This is a genomic window from Mucilaginibacter rubeus, assembly GCF_003286415.2.
Lineage (GTDB): Bacteria > Bacteroidota > Bacteroidia > Sphingobacteriales > Sphingobacteriaceae > Mucilaginibacter > Mucilaginibacter rubeus_A.
Genome location: NZ_CP043450.1, coordinates 4,299,082 through 4,317,661 on the forward strand (window position 1 = coordinate 4,299,082; position 18,580 = coordinate 4,317,661).

Sequence of the window (18,580 nt, forward strand, 5' to 3'; positions counted from 1 at the left end):
ATTGTAATTTGTTATTATAAAGTGATATCCAAACCAGCCATAAACGTGCGGGCCTGAGGATAAAGCCCCATATCAATGCCGCCGCTTATTTCCGGATCAAAGCCTTTGTAGCCTGTAATAGTTACCAGGTTATTGCTGCTCAGGAAAAACCTTACCTTTTTAATATCAGCTGATTTCAGCCATGATGCCGGTAAATTGTAACCTAACTGCAAAGTTTTGATACGGAAGTAAGCACCGCTCTGCAGGTAGAAATTTGACGGATTTTTAAAGTTATTATTCGGATCTGCATCACTTAAACGAGGGTAGTTACTACCACTGTTATCAGGTGTCCATGCGTTAAGTGCAGCAATAGGATAGTTTGCAGATGGGATATCTAACCTGCGGTAAGCCTGGTAAATTTTGTTGCCCCAAACACCTTGTCCAAATAATTTGATATCAAAGTTTTTGTAGTTAGCATTAAAGTTAATACCGTAAGTAAATGTAGGCAGCGGATTGCCCAGGAACTGGCGATCGGCCTGGGTGATTTTGCCATCACCATCAGTGTCCTGCCATTTAAAATCGCCTGGTTTAGCGTTTGGCTGTATCAGCTGACCATTTTTGGTATAAGCATTGATCTCGGCCTGTGAATGGAACACGCCCAACTCTTTGAAACCGTAAAACTCGCCGATAGGTTGTCCCGGAGTGATTCGTCCAATTTCGTAAGTAGTGCTTTGCACTGTACCTTGTACAAAATGATCAATCTGGTTGCCTAAGCTTACAACTGTATTTTTGTTATATGAAATGTTACCACCAACGCTGTAGTTAAACTCGCCTATTTTGTTAGCATAGTTAAGACTTAACTCCACACCTTTGTTTTCCATGTCACCAACGTTATCAGATGGCTGACCGGCAAAACCCGCGTATGAAGGCAACTGCACATCTTGTAACATACCTTTTGTAAGCTTTTTGTACACGTCAAACGTTACGCTCAGGTTATTGAACAATGTCGCGTCGAAACCGATATCTGTAGTGTGGGTTTCTTCCCATTTCAGGTTCGGGTTAGGTGGCTGGTTAGGGCTGTAACCAATACCCACAGCATCGCCGAAAATAGCATTACGACCGCTACCGATGGTTGCAGCATATCTGAACGGACCAAGTGCCCTTTCATTACCTACAGAACCGTATGAAGCACGTAATTTGAAGAAATCAACAAAGGTGTTTTTAGGGAACCAATCTTCACGGCTTACTACGTAACCAACCTGACCAGCAGGGAATGTACCATAAAGGTGGTTAGCACCAAAACGAGATGAACCGTCACGACGGATAATGCCAGAGAACAGATACTTCTGATCGTAATCATAAGTAACCCTGCCAAAGTATGAAGCAAGGGTATGTGGCTGCACATCATCTAAACCAAGCGCGCTTGCCGCAATCCTGTTAGCTGCAGGCAGAGCATAAAGTATCGACGCGTCGGCAAGTGAAGTTGCAGGTTCGCCCAAGAATGAGCCTTGCAAGCCTGAAGCAGTAGTTTTTTGAGCGCTTGTACCAACCAAAGCTGTCAGGTTGTTTTTACCGAAAGAACGGGTATAGGTAATAGTATTATCTACGTTCCATGATAAGTTCCTGTTGTAGGCCTGGGTTTGGTTGGTTGTAGTATTTGATGTACTTGAGTTAAGATAGTACAAAGGCGTAAAACCGTCAGAGCCGTAGTAAGCTTGTTTTGCACTAATCTGCGACCTTAATTTTAAGCCCTGAATTGGTTCAACTTCAACAAAAGCGCTACCTAATAAGTTGGTAGCATCGCTGTAGTTACCCAAAACAGTTTGAGCATAAGCCAATGGGTTGGTGATTTCCTGACCTACATAACCAGATATACCGTAAGGTAAACCTTGTCCGTTACGGATGATGTTTGCTTTCTGATAATCACCCACATTTGGCTGACCATTAATATCGCTAACAGTAACCGGAGTAATAGGGTCAAGGTTTAACGATGAACTTAACGGACCGCCAAATACGCTGTTGGTATTACCGAAAGCTTTGTTTTTGGTGTATGAGTAAGTAAAGTTTTCGCCAATGGTTAACCATTTTTTAGGCTTGTATGAAGTGTTAACTGTAAAGTTAAACTTTTTGTAACCTGAAATATCCGGCATTACCACACCTTGCTGATCAAGGTAACCGAATGAAGTATAATAGTTAGCTTTATCGGATGCACCACTGATGTTCAGGTTATGATTTTGGATAAGCGCATTGTTATCAAAAATCTGATCCTGCCAGTTGGTGCCAGTACCGTATGACGCAGGGTTAGCGAAAATTGCTGTTCCGCCATCGTTTATTTTGGACTGATTTCTTAAAGCGGCATATTGAGAAGCATTAGCCAATTTAACTTTGCTTACCGGCGACTGGATACCTACATAGCCATTGTAAGAGATCTGCGCATCACCTTTTTTACCTTTTTTGGTGGTTACAATAATTACACCGTTTGACGAACGAGAACCGTAAATAGCAGCAGAAGCATCTTTCAATACCTCAATTGATTCAACATCATTAGGGTTAACGTTATCTAAACCGCCGTTATCAACCACAATACCGTCAATAACATAAAGCGGGTCGCTGTTTAACCTTGAAGTAACCCCCCTCACCCTGATTTGAGGCGAAGAACCTGGCGAACCAGAGCTTTGTACAACGCTAACACCAGTTACACGACCGCGAAGCGCGTCGTCAACACGGGTAACCTGCTGGTCCTGCAGATCGCTGGCTTTAACGCTGCTGATAGCACCGGTAACCGTTACCTTTTTCTGGGTACCATAACCTACAACTACAACTTCGTTAATGGCTTTCACATCTTCGGCCAATACAACATTGATAACAGTTTGGTTACCAACTACAATTTCCTGTTTGGCGTAGCCGATAAACTGCACCACGATAACAGATTGCGGACCAGCAACCGATAATTTAAAGCCACCATCGGCACCGGCTGTGATACCATTTGTAGTACCTTTTTCGGTAATGGTAGCTCCCGGAACAGGCTGACCTGTGTTATCGGTGATTTTACCTGTAATGGTAACGTTAGCGGCAGCCTGCTCGGTGATTACCACACCTGGCTCAGCGGCGTTAACAGTTGGCGCGGTAGCAGCCTTTTTTTCAAGCACTACCCTATCGTTCATTACATCGTAATTGATGCCATTGTTTTTAAACACCTGGTCAAGTACGGTTTTTAATGTTTGGTTATTGATATCTAATGAAAAGTGCTTATCAGCATCCAGTGAGCTGGCGCTGTAAATAAACTTTACATCATTGTTTTTTTGAAGGTACTGTAAAGCCTCAAGCATAGTTGTGTTGCTGAGCGTAACATTTACCTTTTTGTTAAGTATACCCTGAGCTTTAATTGGGCTTGCGTAAGTCATGCTGCTTACCATTATTGCTATCAGGACCTGGCTAAAAGTGATCTTCATGATTTTACCCCATGGGATGGGCCTTCGTAAACGAAAATTCATATATTTGTTATGTTTCTTTGTTAAAAATGAGACAATTAATAGCCCGCACACCTCCTTGAGGTGTTCTTAGCGGAACGGGCTTTTGATCCTTAAAACTTAGGGGTGCTCGCAACACTTCTAAGTTTTTTTATGCAGATCATTTCGGGTGTGTTTTGCTTTCTTCTTTAGGTTTGTAGTTTTTTGTGCATCTTATAATTTTGAGCGTTTAATAGGATTGGTTATTTAAGTTCAATATGGTTGTTTACAATAGCGTAGTCAACGTTGAGCGATTTCTTTAGCGCGTCAAGCACATCAGGTAGGTTAAACCCTTCAAAATCGGCATTCAGGATATAATGGTTAAGCTTTTCGCTGGCAACCTTGATGTTCACATTAAAGCTTGAGTCAAGCACCGGGATGATATCCCTCAACGGTTTATTATCAAACACCAGGCGGGTACGCTGGTATTGCTTTACCGTTGATTTTTCTTCAACAGCCTGCGCAGTCAGAGTATGCTTATCGTTCAGATAAACCGCCTTTTGGTGCGGATAGATCATCACCTCATTCTTGGTCAGCCTGGTTGTAATAGCACTCCCCTTAGCGCTTACCGAAACTTTACCGGTCAATACAGATACATCGGCTACATTACTCTGCTCGTTATCACGTACCAGGAAACTGGTACCCCAAACTTTGGTAACTATCGACCGGCTGCTGATAATAAAAGGACGCTGAGGATTTTTAGTCACCTCAAAAAAGCATTCACCAGATATGCTTACCATCCTCGAGTTGGCGGCAAACGCGTTAGGATAGCTAATTTTTGCCGATGGGCTTAACCAAACGGCGCTGCTATCGGGTAGGGTAACTTTATAAATATGACCGGTGTTATTGGCAACATTAAACAAATGCACGTCGCTTATTGTGGTTGCAACCAGGTGTTGGTCTTTTGCTTTTTGAGTATATAGAACGCCCACAGCAGATAGGGCGAAAACAACTGCAGCGGCAGCCGCGGCAGCATACCATTTGCGTAACGGCCTAACTTTTGGCTGCTCTTCAGTTGCCGGCAGGTTAACAAGATTAAGGTTGCTAATAATACTGAAATAGATATTCTCTTCCAGTTGCTTTTCCTCGGCAGGCGAAAGATCCGAAACATGATCATTTTCCTGCTCAAAGCTGAAATACCATTGCTTTACCAAAGCTATCTCGGCCTCGGTGCAATCGCCTTTAATGTATTTCTCAAGCAAATCAATGCGTATAGGTTCTTTCATGAAAGAAAATAATTCCGGTTTATAAATCACATGACGTACGGGAGATAGTGTACCCCCTACACCTATGTAATATTTTTTTTAAAAAAATTTATGCAGAAGTGTGGCTATAGTGATAAGCAAGTGATGGCTCATGCTTAAGCGTAATCGTTTAATAGCCTTAGTAATCTGGTTTTCAACAGTTTTTTCTGATATGCCAAGCAATTGAGCTATTTCCTTATTAGTTTTATACTCTTTACGGCTCAACTCAAAGACTGAACGGCACTTATCGGGCAGGTGGCTGATTTCGGTTTCGAGGGTATGGGTAAGATCACGCAGCATGATCGCGTCTTCGGTTCCGGTATCGGTCTCGGTACTTAATAATTTAAGCGCCTCGGTGTGTTTGGCGCGGATGCTTTGTTTGCGGTACTGATCAACCACCTGATTTAAAACCGCCAGGTGCAGGTAACCGCCAATAGTAGTATTAATTTGCAGCGTATGCCTTTTATGCCAAAGGTTTGAAAATATTTCCTGGACAACTTCCTCGCACAGCTCCTTGTTTTTCAGGCGCTTGTAGGCATCACCGTACAGTTTTTTCCAATAGCGCTGGTAAATCTCTCTGAACGCACTAAGCTTATCCTGCTGCAGCAATCCCAACAAATCCTCCTCAGTCAGCCTGGTAAAATCGTTCATTTGTTAAATAACGTGGCAATTAATGTTAAATGATTGGCAAAACTGAAAATAATTATGTCAACTAACAAGATGTGAATTGTAATACTTTTAACATAAAAGCCCTCATTATGTAGCTTTGACACAATGAGATAATAGATTTACTATGTTGATTTTACAGGGAATAAATTGAGAATTTCCGGTTATTTCATTCGATTTTAAGCGAATTTATATTGACCATAAATTGACGCAAAGCAAATATTTTTGCCGCTTAGTGAGATAAAATATCGTTAAGGAGATAGGGCAATTTGATTTAATAACGGGAGGTTGAGTGTTTATCTAATATTTATTTTGTGGGGATTTTTCATAAATAAACTTTACAAGAGAAATAACAGTAATTAGGTTAATGTAATATACCTGGTTTAGGAGGTACCAAATAGATGTCAACTATTTAAAGTTCACATAATATCAATTTGGAGGTTGCTCAAAATTGATATTACTTATTTTAATTTAATAATGGCGTTGCCTGCGGCCGGGCTATCCGCTCATACTGCACGGGCTTTAGCCACAAGCCGGTATCCGCTCCTATCCCTAACGCAAATGGAGAGCGTATTATATAAAACTGTGCTGACTACAATCTATCCACGTAGTAATTTCTCATTTACTCATTCATAAAGCTTTAGCCAGTGCCGAACTATTCCCTGCCAAATCCACCGCCCTCACACTCAATTTACCATTTTTACCTGCCACAAAGTAGTTAAGTGGTGTAAACCCTATCCTTTTGCCATTGCTGTAAATGTTATAACCCAGTATCCGTTTATTATCCGTAGATACCTGCCACTTCAAAACGCCATTTATCAACTTAACCTGCTTTGGGGCTGTCGGTGGCATTTTATCAGGGTCGAGCTGCATCACACAGTTCATCAAGGCTCGGAAAGTGTGATAAGTCCCTTTCCAGATCTGGCCTTTGAGGGCTGTTTTATATTGAGGTTGCTTATCTATGCCGCCCTGGTACCAGTCGCCGTGTTCATGATCTATCAGATAGGTTTGGGTGTATTGCCAAAGGGTTTTAAATTGATCAAAGTATTGGTGCTTATCGGCAGGATACTTAGCGGCCATAATAAGCAGGGTGTTTAAACCTTCGGCCTGGGCCCACCAATTTTTGGTATCCTCGGTAATGGTAACGCCTGGTTTATCTTTAAAATAATAGCCTTCATCATAAAAGCCGCCCACTTTATTGTCCCAGCCGTGCTCCAGGGCATCGTCAACCATTTTTTTACCTATCGCTAATGTTTTGGCATCATCCTCCAAACCCAGGGCATGAGATGCTTCGAGCATGAGGTAAGCCGTCTCTACGTTGTGACCGTACGAGATATGGTCGAGGCTATGATGTTGTTTATAAACCGCCAAACTCGAATCACGAAAAGATACTGGTGTCCAGTCCGGCTGAAAAAAAAGTATGAGGTTACCCTTGTCGTTGGTGATCTTATCGCGCACCAGTAGCAGCATTTCTTTCAAACGGGTTTTGAGCAGTGCATCAGGCCATACGCCGTACAGTTCGGTAAACGATTCCAGCAGGTGGATAGATGAGTTTTGATCTTTATACCCCGTTTCAGCAGTTGATTTTATGCTTGCGTCCCTCACTATGGGCGTTCCGTCACGCTCCATGTGCTGATAATATCCTTTATAAACCGGGTCGTGCGCATGCTTTTCCAGCCACCAAAAACATTGCTTAGCCAGGTTTAAGGCGCTGGTATCGCCAGATGCCTGGTAATACGCCGCAAGCGCGTAAATAGCAAAGGAATTACCATAAGCTTCTTTAGGTGCGAAACCACCTTGCTTAGGGCTCCCTTGTTTATCGGTAAAAATATAAAAGCCACCATATTGCTTATCCCAAAGTTTATCCCGCAAAAACTCGTAGCCATGGCGTGCACCCTCTATGTAATATTTTTTACTGGGGAAAAGCTCAGCAGCTTTACTGTTGCTCCAAACGTGGCGTGCCTGGGTCACAATCATTTTATCCTGGTTTTCGGTTGGTTTAAAATCATAGGTAAATGCACTTAAAAACCCACCATCGGCAGTATCAATAGCAGCCGGATACCAGGGTTTAAGCAACTCATCTACCATCGATTTTTGCATTTCTTGGGCTATCTTATGCTTTTCGCTCTTGTGATTTTGTGCAAATGCTATAGTTGAAGTGCCTATCAAAGTTGCAAGCAAACTGATCTTCAATTTCATAACTTACTTTTTATTTAAAACATGATCGACCGCTAAAACCAGGAACAGGTAGTCGGTTGTGCCTCCACCCAAAACATATTCGCCTTGCTGCCACAGGTAAGGCCAGTTCAACAGTTCAGGAAAATCGGGACGGATAAGCGCCGTGCCAGATGTGATCCCCCCGGGAATATAAGAACGATCTGCCCGGTTAAAGCCATAAGCCGTAGTCATTGACCTTGCGCCAACACCGGATACAAACGAAGCCGTGTTAGAACCCGGATGGCAGCCCAGCACAAAATCAATAGCGTGCAGCATATACGTATCACTAAAAACCGTTGGAAACCCGGTGTAAAGAAAATATTGTTTATACCCAAAATTCTGGATCCCCCAACCGGCGCCCCAAATATTGGGTTCGTACGGTACTCCATAAGGTGTTTTAGCCCCCTGCTGCTGAATATTGGCATAAAGCTTTTTAACCGCTTCGGTTATTTTGTTATGATAGTTTGCATCACTAATTAACCCCATGGTACGACCAACCAGCCAGCCGGTGTTGTCAATGTTAGCGGCTATCGCATCGGTATTGCTAACCAAATAATCGGCATAAGTTTTATCTTTTGTGGTGATGAATAGCTCAACAGCCAAAGCAACACGGTGGCGTAAGGTTTGATCTGCTGTGTTTTTCCAAACCTCCTGCGCTATTTGCAGGCATTGGGTTGCCAGTGTATCGTTATACCCCTTCATTACGCGACTTGCAGCGGCCAGCGCGGCGGCAGTTTCCAATGAGCGACCGGGATTATCTTCTGTAAACACCCACCTGTCATCTGCCGCGGCAGGGGTTTTCAATACGGGATCGGTATTGTTGGCGTTGGTTACAAAAGGTTTGTTATCGGTAATATTAGCGGCATCGCCCAAAATGGTGTACTGCCTTATGGTTGGCTCAATAACACCGCGATAAAAGCGCCCCATAGCCTGGTAGCCACCTGTTATGGCCAGTAAACCATGCTCAATCTGTTGCAGCATATCCGGTTTGCCATCGGGTTGATGAATCTCTACAATGTGGTTCTTTTGGTCGATGGTGGTGTTATCATATTTTACATCAAAAGCTTCGTAAGCCAATGTAAGTCCGTGCACCGTTTCGGCCTGCGATTCAATCCTTAAATCAAAATCACCGGCATCATGCCAGGCCCCACGATCAAGAAAAGGCACATTATCGCCCGGTTTATATTTATTAAGCGTGCTGTGCCCCTGGATATAACCATCAAAATGATTGGAATCAATTGGCGCCATCCGGGCATCGTCCATATGGCATAGGCCATGCCATACACGGTATTTTTCGTTAACACGCATATGGCACATCTGTATTGGCAAAAAGTATGAAAGCGTTGGCTGCCAAACATCATTCTTAAACACGTCAGTGCTAATCTGGAAGGGCTCCGTTTGATATCTACCGTATTTGACCACATACATGCCCGGTTTGGTGATCTTTGTAAAATCAAATTGCAGGTAGTGATACCTTAAAAAGTCGCCCCAGTTGGTAGGGTTGGCTTTTAATGCCGGGATCAACCCGCCGTTTTCGCCTACTCTTAATAATGATACGGGCAGCACCTTTTTATCATTCTTATCCAGCTCGATAACCGCTATCTTTTGCTGTGCAGGGTGATATCCTACCTGCGATACCTGTATCACAGGTTCCGATTGCCAGCCATCTACCGCGTTTGGGGTAACCAGCCATTCTACAGCATTTTTCGATGCTCCTTTAGCCACTAATGATCTTACCACAAACCAGCCATTGTTGTGCTTAGCCCTGCCATCAAGCAGTTGCAGGTTACCTCCCGAAAGGTTTTCGATGGTCATTCGCTGCATATCAGTTTCAGGCACTATGGTAAGCTTTTTACCCTCTGCCATCGGCTTTACCTGGATTTCTCCCTCCTGATCAGTATAGGTTTGCCCGTTGGCCTGCTGAGGAAAAATGCCAAACTGCTTATCCATATAATACGATTTGCCAAACAGGATACCGGGGAACAGCTCCAGGTTAAAACCAATCTTACCAATCCAGTTATCGGGTAGGGATTTATCTAAATCCACTATAATTTTAAAAGCCTTCCCGGCAGGAATTACCCTGATGTTATAAGCAAAATTCAGATCGGGGTAAATAATAGGATTAAAGCCATGACGGTTCATATCCGGATTGGGGAATTCCATGCGTACGCTTACCTCGCCGGTGTTTTTGTTTACCACCCGCTTACCTACCTTAGGTATAGGCGACCATTGCCCGGGTGTAGGTTCCAGCCTGATATCGCCATTGGTAGCTACACGCTGCCCATTTTGGATGATGCCTACACCGCCCTGATGCCCTTCGGGATAAAAATCATGGGCAAGCATCACGTTTACGCCCTTATATTCAAGATACTCCTGCGCGTTAAGCTTCATTAAATTAGCAGCAGGCTTAACCTGCGCACTCAAAAAACAGGGAAATAAACAGCAGGCAGCAACAATGGCGGTGAAGGTAAATTTAAATCTCATGGGGATAATGGTTAGCCGGTAATATGCAATACGATTTTTGCACGGCTAAAAATAACGCCACAGTAAAGGCACCATGTAATGATATATTAACCTTTTGTTGCTGATTTTATACGATAACACAGATTTTACATGCCGTCGCGGCCAGCAAAACGAAAAAACACCAACACAAAATACTAAATACCAGATATTTAAAAATAAAAATACCTATCACCGGGTATTCATTTTGTGCATTTATTAATTAAATTTGATTACCAATAATACCTGTGTGCCGAAAAAGGGATCAAAGAGTAGGCAACAATCATCCAACCCATGGCCTTATTATTAGTTTTTGCCTTAGTGGCGCTGCTGTCACTAATTCCCCGCTCGCTTAAAAAACGACTAATTAAGCTATCAACAAGTGCGTTATTGACGATTCCCATATGTGCCTGCGCCCAAACAGGAGCAGGGGACAGTACAAAAATTGCCTCAACTAAAGTAGATTCCCTTAAAACTGCCACTCTCCCCGATTCGATATTAAGCATTACTAATTTAAGTGGACGAAAGGATTCGGCCAGGCTTAACGAGATCATTGCCATCAGGATAAAAACCAAACTGCCTATCGATTCATTCAAAACACTTTATGTAGATGACATTAAGGTAGGAGAAACTGCCTTCTGGAGCAGTAACGACTATGAAAAGATCATTTATTTTAAGATCGATGAATCTGTACAAAACCTTGCCGTTCAGTTTTTAGCCAGCAAATCTATTGATAAGGCCCGTATCCCCGTATATTTTTCGGTCGGCGATTCGCATGGCTATATCACCAAAGGCCTGATTAAAACCCAGCTTGAGGTTAAACAAAAAATAAACCGGGTTTGGGTATGGATAATGGCTGTTGTTATGGCCGGCTTCCTGGCGATGGGCCTGAAGAATAATATTTTAAAAGACGATGCCAATATTTACTACAGCCTCAGCCGTACACAATTATTATACTGGACGGTGATCTTTTCCGGCGCGTATCTGTACATCTGTAACGAAACCGGGGCTCTGCCCGATATTCCGGGTTCATTACTGGCTATCCTGGGTATCAGTGCCGCAACTATGGCCGCGGGCAAGGTTATCGAAAACGACCAGAAACCTAAAACAGATATTGATCCCAAAGCACACAGCGAAGGCTTTTTTCATGATATCCTGTCCGACAGGAGCAGCATCAACATCCAGCGTCTCCAAAATGTGATGTTTAATGTTTTGTTTGGACTGATCTTTATCCAAAGAACAATATCATCAAACCTACTGGCCGATTTTGACAACAATATTCTGTTAATGATGGGGATAAGCGCCGGTACTTATGCAGGTTTGAAAGCTACTGAGCCTACCAAAGATCAGCCGACAGAGCAACACGATTCTACCACGGTTGGGAATGAGCCGCCGTCGCCGCCACCACCCGCGGACAAACCTACAGGAGATACCGGTAATGGAGGTACGGCTCAGCCAGGTTAAACCGGTATTTACTTAGCCAAAAACTCGTTGATAACCGCGAATTCTTTTTCCGGCTCTTCAACCTGTGGGTTATGGCCGGATTTTTCAAAAATCTCGAATTGGGCCTGCGGGCAGTACTCTTTGTATTTAACCGCCATCCATGGTGTTGCCACCCGGTCAAAGCGGCCGGTTACAATCAGGATCGGCATTTTCAGATCTTTAAGCTGTTTGCGGTAATCAAAGTTGCCTATATCGCTGCCTACAATAAAATCGCCGTCTTTACCAACCATCTGATAGTAAACCTGGCTATAGTGCGGGTTGGGATAATAGCGGTGGCTTACTCCTTTCTTGGGTTCAAAATTGCCGGGGTTATACGCATATAAAAACCCGTAAGGCACTTCGCTGTATATGGCCTGATGATCCCGATCGCTGGATACAGCTCCTTCATTCCTGATCTTCATCAATCTTTCCCAAACTTCGGGGTAGTTGGTTTTTATTTCATGGTTGGAGTTATCATCGTTTTCCTGCCACATTACAAAACTATGAAAGGTATCGGCCAAAATAAGGTGGCTCAAATGTGCAGGGTATTTAATGGCATAGCCCTGTGCTACCACCCCACCATACGAATGACCCAATACGGTGATTTTATCCAATTTTAAAGCTACACGCAAGCCTTCTATGTCATCAATGTCACGCGCAAGGCTATATTCTGTAACATTCTTAGCCGAATCAGACTTTCCACGCCCCAATGCGTCGAAATAAATTAACTGGTGATGATTGTTAGCCAACGAATCAAAACTACGCAACCCCAAATGGGTACCACCCGGGCCACCGGCTATAAAAATAATCGGATCCCCCTCTCCCACCGTAACTACCCATAGCTTGGCTCCATTTACAGTAACGTACTTGCCGTCGGTCCAGCTGTCAACATGTTTTACCTGAGCCTTTGCAAGGGTTGCAGTTAAGAATAATATTATGATGATGTATAAGTGTTTCATGCTTTTGTTTGGAACAACTAAAATAGAAATTTAAATGATAGTTATGCTGCAAGGAACCTCACGGGTTTCTGCGAGAGTGTCCCAAGGGACAGAAATTTACATTATTAATAAGAATTGTCATTTCGAAACGAGGCACGAGTGAGAAATCTTATGGGCTATAAAAGCCTGCTTGCTGGTTTACCAATTTGTAGTATAAGATTCCCCAGTGTCAAAACGACATTTTCCCCCTAAAAAAACAGCGCCCCGGATCTCATCCCGGGGCGCTTCATAGTATAGAGCTTATACTAATCAACTAAATCTCAATTTATCATTGAGAATCGGTTGGCTATTTCTTATAACAATCTTAGTTCACCCTTCGGAAATCGACATTAGTGATTTTGATACCTGTTGTTCCCAGACTTGAACCACACGAACGGATAAGCACATAAGCAGTACCACTTGTAGGAAATGATACCACGTTACCGCTACCTGCACATGATATTGCCGACAATAATCCATTAAAGGGCGATTTACCGCAACCATTCCAAGTATTCAACGCAATACGGGTACCGCCATCGGCATAATCACTTGCTTCAGAAGGTACACCCTGGCCTACATAAACCTCAAACCAGCAATCGGTAGCACCTGAGCCGGCTACGGTCATATCAATTTTATATTTTTTGTTGGCCCTTACCTGAACAGGCTGAACTATACCTTGCTGGCCCCAGTTACCGCCTGTTGCCAGTACACTACCGTCGGCGTTTACCTTAAAGGTTACGCCGTCACCCCGGTGGTAAATTTGCCATTTGGTATTATCTATCAAATTGGTTTTAGGGGTAATGGCGTCAATCAGGTCGGCTGCGCTGAAGTAAATGATAGCCTTATTCATATCGGTATTTACTTCCTGCTTTGATGAGTTTGCAATTTTGATACCCAGGGCAGCTATTTTGCCATCATACTTACTCAGGCTGGCAATTTTTATTTTAGGGGTGATGCTCCCTTTCATAATATTATTATCCAGCTTTACGGTATCCTTTGCGGCCAGTGTAAAATCAGCCGGATCAAGCGCAACCGTGTTGGCAGGTAATTTACCTGCTGTAACCAAACCTGCTATAGTCGTATTATCGGCACTTACATCAACTGTCAGCGTTTCAAAGTTTGACTCGCCACCGCGGTAAACCGGGATAGAAAAATTAACTGTACTGGTTGCGCTATCAACTTTAAGTGAGCTTCCGGCCATAACATCAACCAAACCATCAGGTTTCTCAGAATCGGGCAGGTATACTTTTACATCGGGGTTTGACTTTACCCCATTAAGGTGCTCCTGTTTACAGCCTGCAACTCCCAGCAGCAGGCATGCTGCCGAAAGCCTTACTAATGATGCATTAATTTTCATGAAAATATTTTTTACATTATTAATTTAAATCATTCAACAGCCCATCGCCTTGATTTAAAAGCAATGGGACTGCACGTATCTACCAGCCCGGATTTTGTGTCCAGCCTGTTTTTGAAATCTCTGACTGCGGTATAGGATACCATTCCATTTTGGCAGAAAACACCCTGTCTTCAAGTTTCTTAACCGTGTAAACACCTGCACTGGTTATGTCAATGCGGTTAACCGGCTTGCTGAAATAGCTTACACCTTTTTTCCACCGGCGCACATCCCATAAGCGGTTATTTTCAAAGCTTAGCTCAACATTACGCTCATGCTCAATAGCCTGCTGATTTAGCTGGGCCGCAGTAAGCGCAGGCATCTGTACACGCTGCCTTACCCTGTTAATAGCCTGAAGCGCTGTCATACCATACCCCTGCGGATCGGCACTTGGACCGTAAGCATTAAACATGGCCTCGGCATAGCTCAGCAAAACATCGGCATACCTGAAATACATCCAGGCATGATTGGTAGTTGTATTGTTGATCAGATCGACAGATTGGTTAACCCATTTTGACAGGTAATAACCTGTTTTGGTAGCATTTTGCTTAGGCAAACCACTGTTACCGCCAAAATAGGTTTGGATAGCAGTACCCTTAAAGGTTGCACCATTGTACACAATAGTTGCCGCAAAACGTGGGTCGCGGTTAGTATAAGGAGCAGCAGCATGGGCCGGATTAGTCCAGTCAAACGGAACCGAACCGGTAATGGTGCTTCCTGATTTCACAAGTACTTCGTAATCGCTAACCAGGTTTTCGGCCGGTGTAATGCTGTTACCATTACTGTTCTGAAATACAATAGGGAAGTTATTGTATTCGATCAGATTCATGGCGCCATACCTGCGGAAAAAGATAGCCTCACCCGATGAAGTATTATTGGCGCCAAAAAGGTTGGAGTAATTAGCATCGAGCGAATAACTGCCCATTGCAATTACATCGTGCGCCGCCGAAGCAGCCTGTGCCCAGGTAGTAGTTGAACCATTTGCGGTAAACAGCGGACTTGCACCGTAAAGCAGGGCTTTTGCCTTCAAAGTTTTGATAGCGCCATTGGTTACACGGCCAGACTCATACCATGAATACGGCGAAAGGTTGGCCGGGATAATAGCGGCAGCCTTATCACACAATGAGGCAATGTATTTGATACATTCATCAACCGAGTTACGCTGTACGTTTTTCCATGAGTTTGGATCATTATAATCAAGCGGCTGCTCAAAAATAGGGACACCACCATAGCGTTTTACCAGCTCAAAGTAAAAGTAGGCCTTTAAAAACAGGGCCTCGCCTTCCATAAACTTAACGTTATTGCGGGCGTTATAATAAGTGGTTGAATCTGTAGATGTAATTTTATCCTTGATGTAGTTGATATCAACCTTGTCCTTATTTTTAAGATAAAGATTTGCCTGGCGGATGCCATCGAAATTAGTTGCCCAAACATTGTCGGGGTTGGTGTACTGGTTCCAGGTACCGTAGTTAAATACCTGTACAGGATCAACCGAGTTGGTAGCTTCCGCTTCATCAGTAGCCCCTTCAAGGTTAAGATTACTTATGCCATCGGGCAGGTAACTGTATGTGTTCCACATCTGTTGCTGCACATAGGTATAGTTTGAGTACAACTTATCGGTGGTAATGTCGGCCTTAATGGTTTGCACCTCCAGGTAATCGTGCTTACATGATGAATAAAGCAGGGTACCCAGGGCCAGCATTGTTATTGTATATCGATTTCTTTTCATTTCCTTGCAATCAAATTTTAATACTACAATTTCACTTTCATACCAAATGTTACTGCTTTTACCAAAGGATAGCCCATTGAAAGGCGCTCGGCTTCAAGGCCTTCTATTTTATCCCATGTAAACAGGTTGGTACCATTCACGAAAACCCTTACAGCATCCAGCTTCCTTAAAAATCCGCGCTGAGGCAGCGTATAACCTAATTCAACACTGCGCAGTTTCAGGAAGTTGCCGTTGCGCATCCAGAAATCAGATTGTTGGTCGTTATTAGGATTTGCAAGGGTTGATAACCGTGGAGAAGTGGCAGTAGCCGCGTTTTGAGGTGTCCAACTATTTGCCGAAAACTCAGAGATGTTATTATTGAATACAAAAGGATGGGTATAGGTATAAGCAGAATTTAACAAGCTCACAGTACGGTGCAATACGCCCTGCAGATACGCGTCAAAATCAAAACCCGCGTATTTGAAACCAAGGTTAAAACCTAAAGTAATTTCAGGGAGTACCGAATACTTCATTGGCACCTTGTCATAATCATTGATGATACCGTTACCATCCTGGTCTTTAAATTTCAGGTCGCCTGGCTTAACATTGGTATATGATGATGCTGCAATACCCGGTTTAAGGTTACCGTTGGCATCAAAATCCGACTGCTGGTAAAAACCTGTGTATACCAGTCCCTTCATTTGGCCAATAGGATAGCCCTGGGTATACAGGTAGCTATATGGCTGCGGATTTTCCGAACGCTTAACTATTTTGTTGCGGGCATAAGCAAATGAACCGCCTACATAATATTTGAATTTGTTATCATTTTGCTCATACTTCAATGATGCTTCCAAACCTTTGTTGTGTACTTCGCCGGTGTTAGCATATTGCAAGTTAAAGCCGGTATAATCAGGCACACTTGCTGTCGGAACTTCAAGGATGCCGGTACGTTTTTCGGTAAACACATCTAATGTACCCGAAAGGTTTTTCCATAAGGTGAAATCTAAACCAACGTTAAGGGTTGTTTTTTTCTCCCAGGCAAAATCAAGATTGGCAAAAGGGCCTTCGGTCAAGCCTCCGTGCCCGGTGTTACCTGTACCTGTGATCCAACCTGGTGCGCCAACTGCAAACTGTTGGTATAAAAAGCGGTAAGCTTCATTAATGTTACCCACAGTACCGTAGGATGCACGTACCTTCAGGAAGTTAATGGTTGAGTTATCCTTCAGGAAATCTTCTTTTGAAGCAATCCATCCTAAACCAACAGCCGGGAACCAGCCATAACGATGACCGGGGCCAAAATCAGCAGATCCACTGTATGAACCTGAAAGGTCAACGATGTATTTTTTATCGTAATCGTAAGTTACGTTACCGGCAATGCCCTGTGTACGCACCTGGTAAACAATGCCATCATGCGTATAGCCCTGCCTGCGTGCCTGGATCATACCGGTAAAGGTTGATTTGCCAAAAGTGCGATCGTAATCAAACCCCATCCTTACCGTTGTACGGTTCCAGTGTGCACCACCACCATCGCTGCTCGATTGGCTGATAGGTGTTACCGGGGTTGAGCCATAAATAGCATTACCCTGTGCATCCTGACCGGTAATTTCGTACGAGTTTACCGAGAATTGTTTCTGGTAGATCCCTACGTACTGGTTGGCAAAAGAAACTTCACCTTTAAGGTCGAGACCTTTAGTTAACTTATCCAGTTTTTGCACAAAGCTGAAATTGGTTTGCAGGTTACGGGTATGTGACTGATAAACGCCGTTTTGCTGTAAAAGCTGTATAGGGTTGAATTTATATACCGAGCTGTTACCCCAGGTGCCGTTAGGGTTTTTAACCGGGAAAGCAGCAGCCGGGATAGCCATAATATTGTTGAACAACTGATCTGCGGTAAAGCCTGAAGGCGTATTTCTATCCTCAGTGATGCCACTGATGTTGGCGGTTACTACCAGGTTTTTATTCAGTTGCAATTCAATGTTTGCTCTGAGGTTTAACTTGGTGTATTTGGCGTTAGTACCAAAGTCTTTATCAATGATGTCGGCGTTTTTGTATAAACCTTCAAAATTGGTATAGTTCATCAGTACAAAAAACTTGGCTGTGTTATTGCCACCGCGGAAACCGAAGTTATAATCCTGAATAGCCGACGTCTTTTTAAGCAGTTCATCATACCAGTTCACATTTGGGTGAAAAGGATCATTAGCAGCTTTATACAACTCCGGATTAGCATATTTAATTGGCAAACCATCGTTTGTTAGCGCATTGTTATAGTTTGTGGTATAACCGTAAGCATCCATCACTTTAGGCAGGTCGATAGGGCTTAGTATACCATATTTACCGTTTACAAATACCTGTGTTTTATTTAAAACAGCGCCTTTTTTGGTGCGGATGCTTAACACGCCCGAACCACCTTCAAGGCCGTAAACTGCCAGTGCAGCAGCGTCTTTCAATAAAGTAACTGATTCAATTTCATAAGCCGACAGACCGCTAATTGCGCCCATATCAACCTGGAAACCATCAAGGTAGATCAACACCTGGTTACCCTGAAGGTTCCAGCTGCTCACCCCTCTCATATAAAAGGTTGGGTTATCATAACCCGGCTCTCCTGATCCGGTAACTACGGTTAAACCCGGAATGCGGCCCTGTAATGTATTAAGCAGGTTTCCAGAGGTCATGCGGGTTAAGTCTTCGCCCGAAAGAGTGAAAACAGCGCCGGTATTACGCCATGCTTTGTCTATCCTCAAGCCGCCGTCAACAAAGTCTTTATACGAGCTTGCTTTTTTTATGGTATCGGCCGGTGCCGTAACTGCAGTTTGGGCGTTTGCCGCCGAAAAACTGCAGAACGCAAGCATCCAGGCCAAAAAGTTTTTATAATCTTTTTTCATTGTTTTTCACTAATTGTTAATGTG

General features: G+C 43.4%; 10 protein-coding genes. 1 reads left to right on the top strand and 9 read right to left on the bottom strand.

Annotated features, from left to right (window positions below; translation table 11 throughout):
• Positions 1 to 14: 14 nt before the first annotated feature.
• The 5 genes from DEO27_RS16835 to DEO27_RS16855 form a co-directional block, all read right to left on the bottom strand.
• On the bottom strand, positions 15 to 3,473 hold the full coding sequence (locus DEO27_RS16835) for a TonB-dependent receptor (protein ID WP_112567802.1): 3,459 nt from the start codon (positions 3,471 to 3,473) through the stop codon (positions 15 to 17).
• A 218-nt stretch (positions 3,474 to 3,691) separates the two neighbouring features.
• The gene (locus DEO27_RS16840) at positions 3,692 to 4,714 is read right to left on the bottom strand and encodes a FecR family protein (RefSeq protein WP_112567800.1); all 1,023 of its coding nucleotides are present in this window, start codon (positions 4,712 to 4,714) and stop codon (positions 3,692 to 3,694) included.
• A gap of 78 nt (positions 4,715 to 4,792) precedes the next feature.
• Positions 4,793 to 5,383 (bottom strand): RNA polymerase sigma factor, encoded by a 591-nt coding sequence (locus DEO27_RS16845; RefSeq protein WP_112567798.1) that lies wholly within the window; start codon positions 5,381 to 5,383, stop codon positions 4,793 to 4,795.
• A gap of 645 nt (positions 5,384 to 6,028) precedes the next feature.
• Positions 6,029 to 7,597 (bottom strand): AGE family epimerase/isomerase, encoded by a 1,569-nt coding sequence (locus tag DEO27_RS16850; protein ID WP_112567796.1) that lies wholly within the window; start codon positions 7,595 to 7,597, stop codon positions 6,029 to 6,031.
• Between the two features lie 3 nt (positions 7,598 to 7,600).
• Entirely contained in the window at positions 7,601 to 10,099 is a 2,499-nt protein-coding gene (locus tag DEO27_RS16855; RefSeq protein ID WP_112567794.1) for a glycoside hydrolase family 9 protein, read from the bottom strand.
• Positions 10,100 to 10,408: 309 nt separating this feature from the next.
• Here DEO27_RS16855 and DEO27_RS16860 point away from each other — a divergent pair, with 309 nt between their 5' ends.
• Complete coding sequence (locus DEO27_RS16860; protein ID WP_146749970.1) at positions 10,409 to 11,578, top strand: hypothetical protein; 1,170 nt, start codon at positions 10,409 to 10,411, stop codon at positions 11,576 to 11,578.
• Between the two features lie 8 nt (positions 11,579 to 11,586).
• Here DEO27_RS16860 and DEO27_RS16865 read toward each other — a convergent pair whose 3' ends face one another.
• From DEO27_RS16865 to DEO27_RS16880, 4 genes are all read right to left on the bottom strand, one after another.
• Positions 11,587 to 12,555, bottom strand: coding sequence for an alpha/beta fold hydrolase (locus tag DEO27_RS16865; protein WP_112567790.1), 969 nt, complete (start codon positions 12,553 to 12,555; stop codon positions 11,587 to 11,589).
• Positions 12,556 to 12,898: 343 nt separating this feature from the next.
• A complete protein-coding gene (locus tag DEO27_RS16870) occupies positions 12,899 to 13,930 on the bottom strand; it encodes a DUF1735 domain-containing protein (RefSeq protein ID WP_112567788.1) in 1,032 nt (343 codons plus the stop codon).
• Positions 13,931 to 14,009: 79 nt separating this feature from the next.
• Positions 14,010 to 15,695, bottom strand: coding sequence for a RagB/SusD family nutrient uptake outer membrane protein (locus DEO27_RS16875; protein WP_112567786.1), 1,686 nt, complete (start codon positions 15,693 to 15,695; stop codon positions 14,010 to 14,012).
• A gap of 23 nt (positions 15,696 to 15,718) precedes the next feature.
• Entirely contained in the window at positions 15,719 to 18,556 is a 2,838-nt protein-coding gene (locus DEO27_RS16880; RefSeq protein WP_112567784.1) for a SusC/RagA family TonB-linked outer membrane protein, read from the bottom strand.
• Positions 18,557 to 18,580 lie beyond the last annotated feature (24 nt).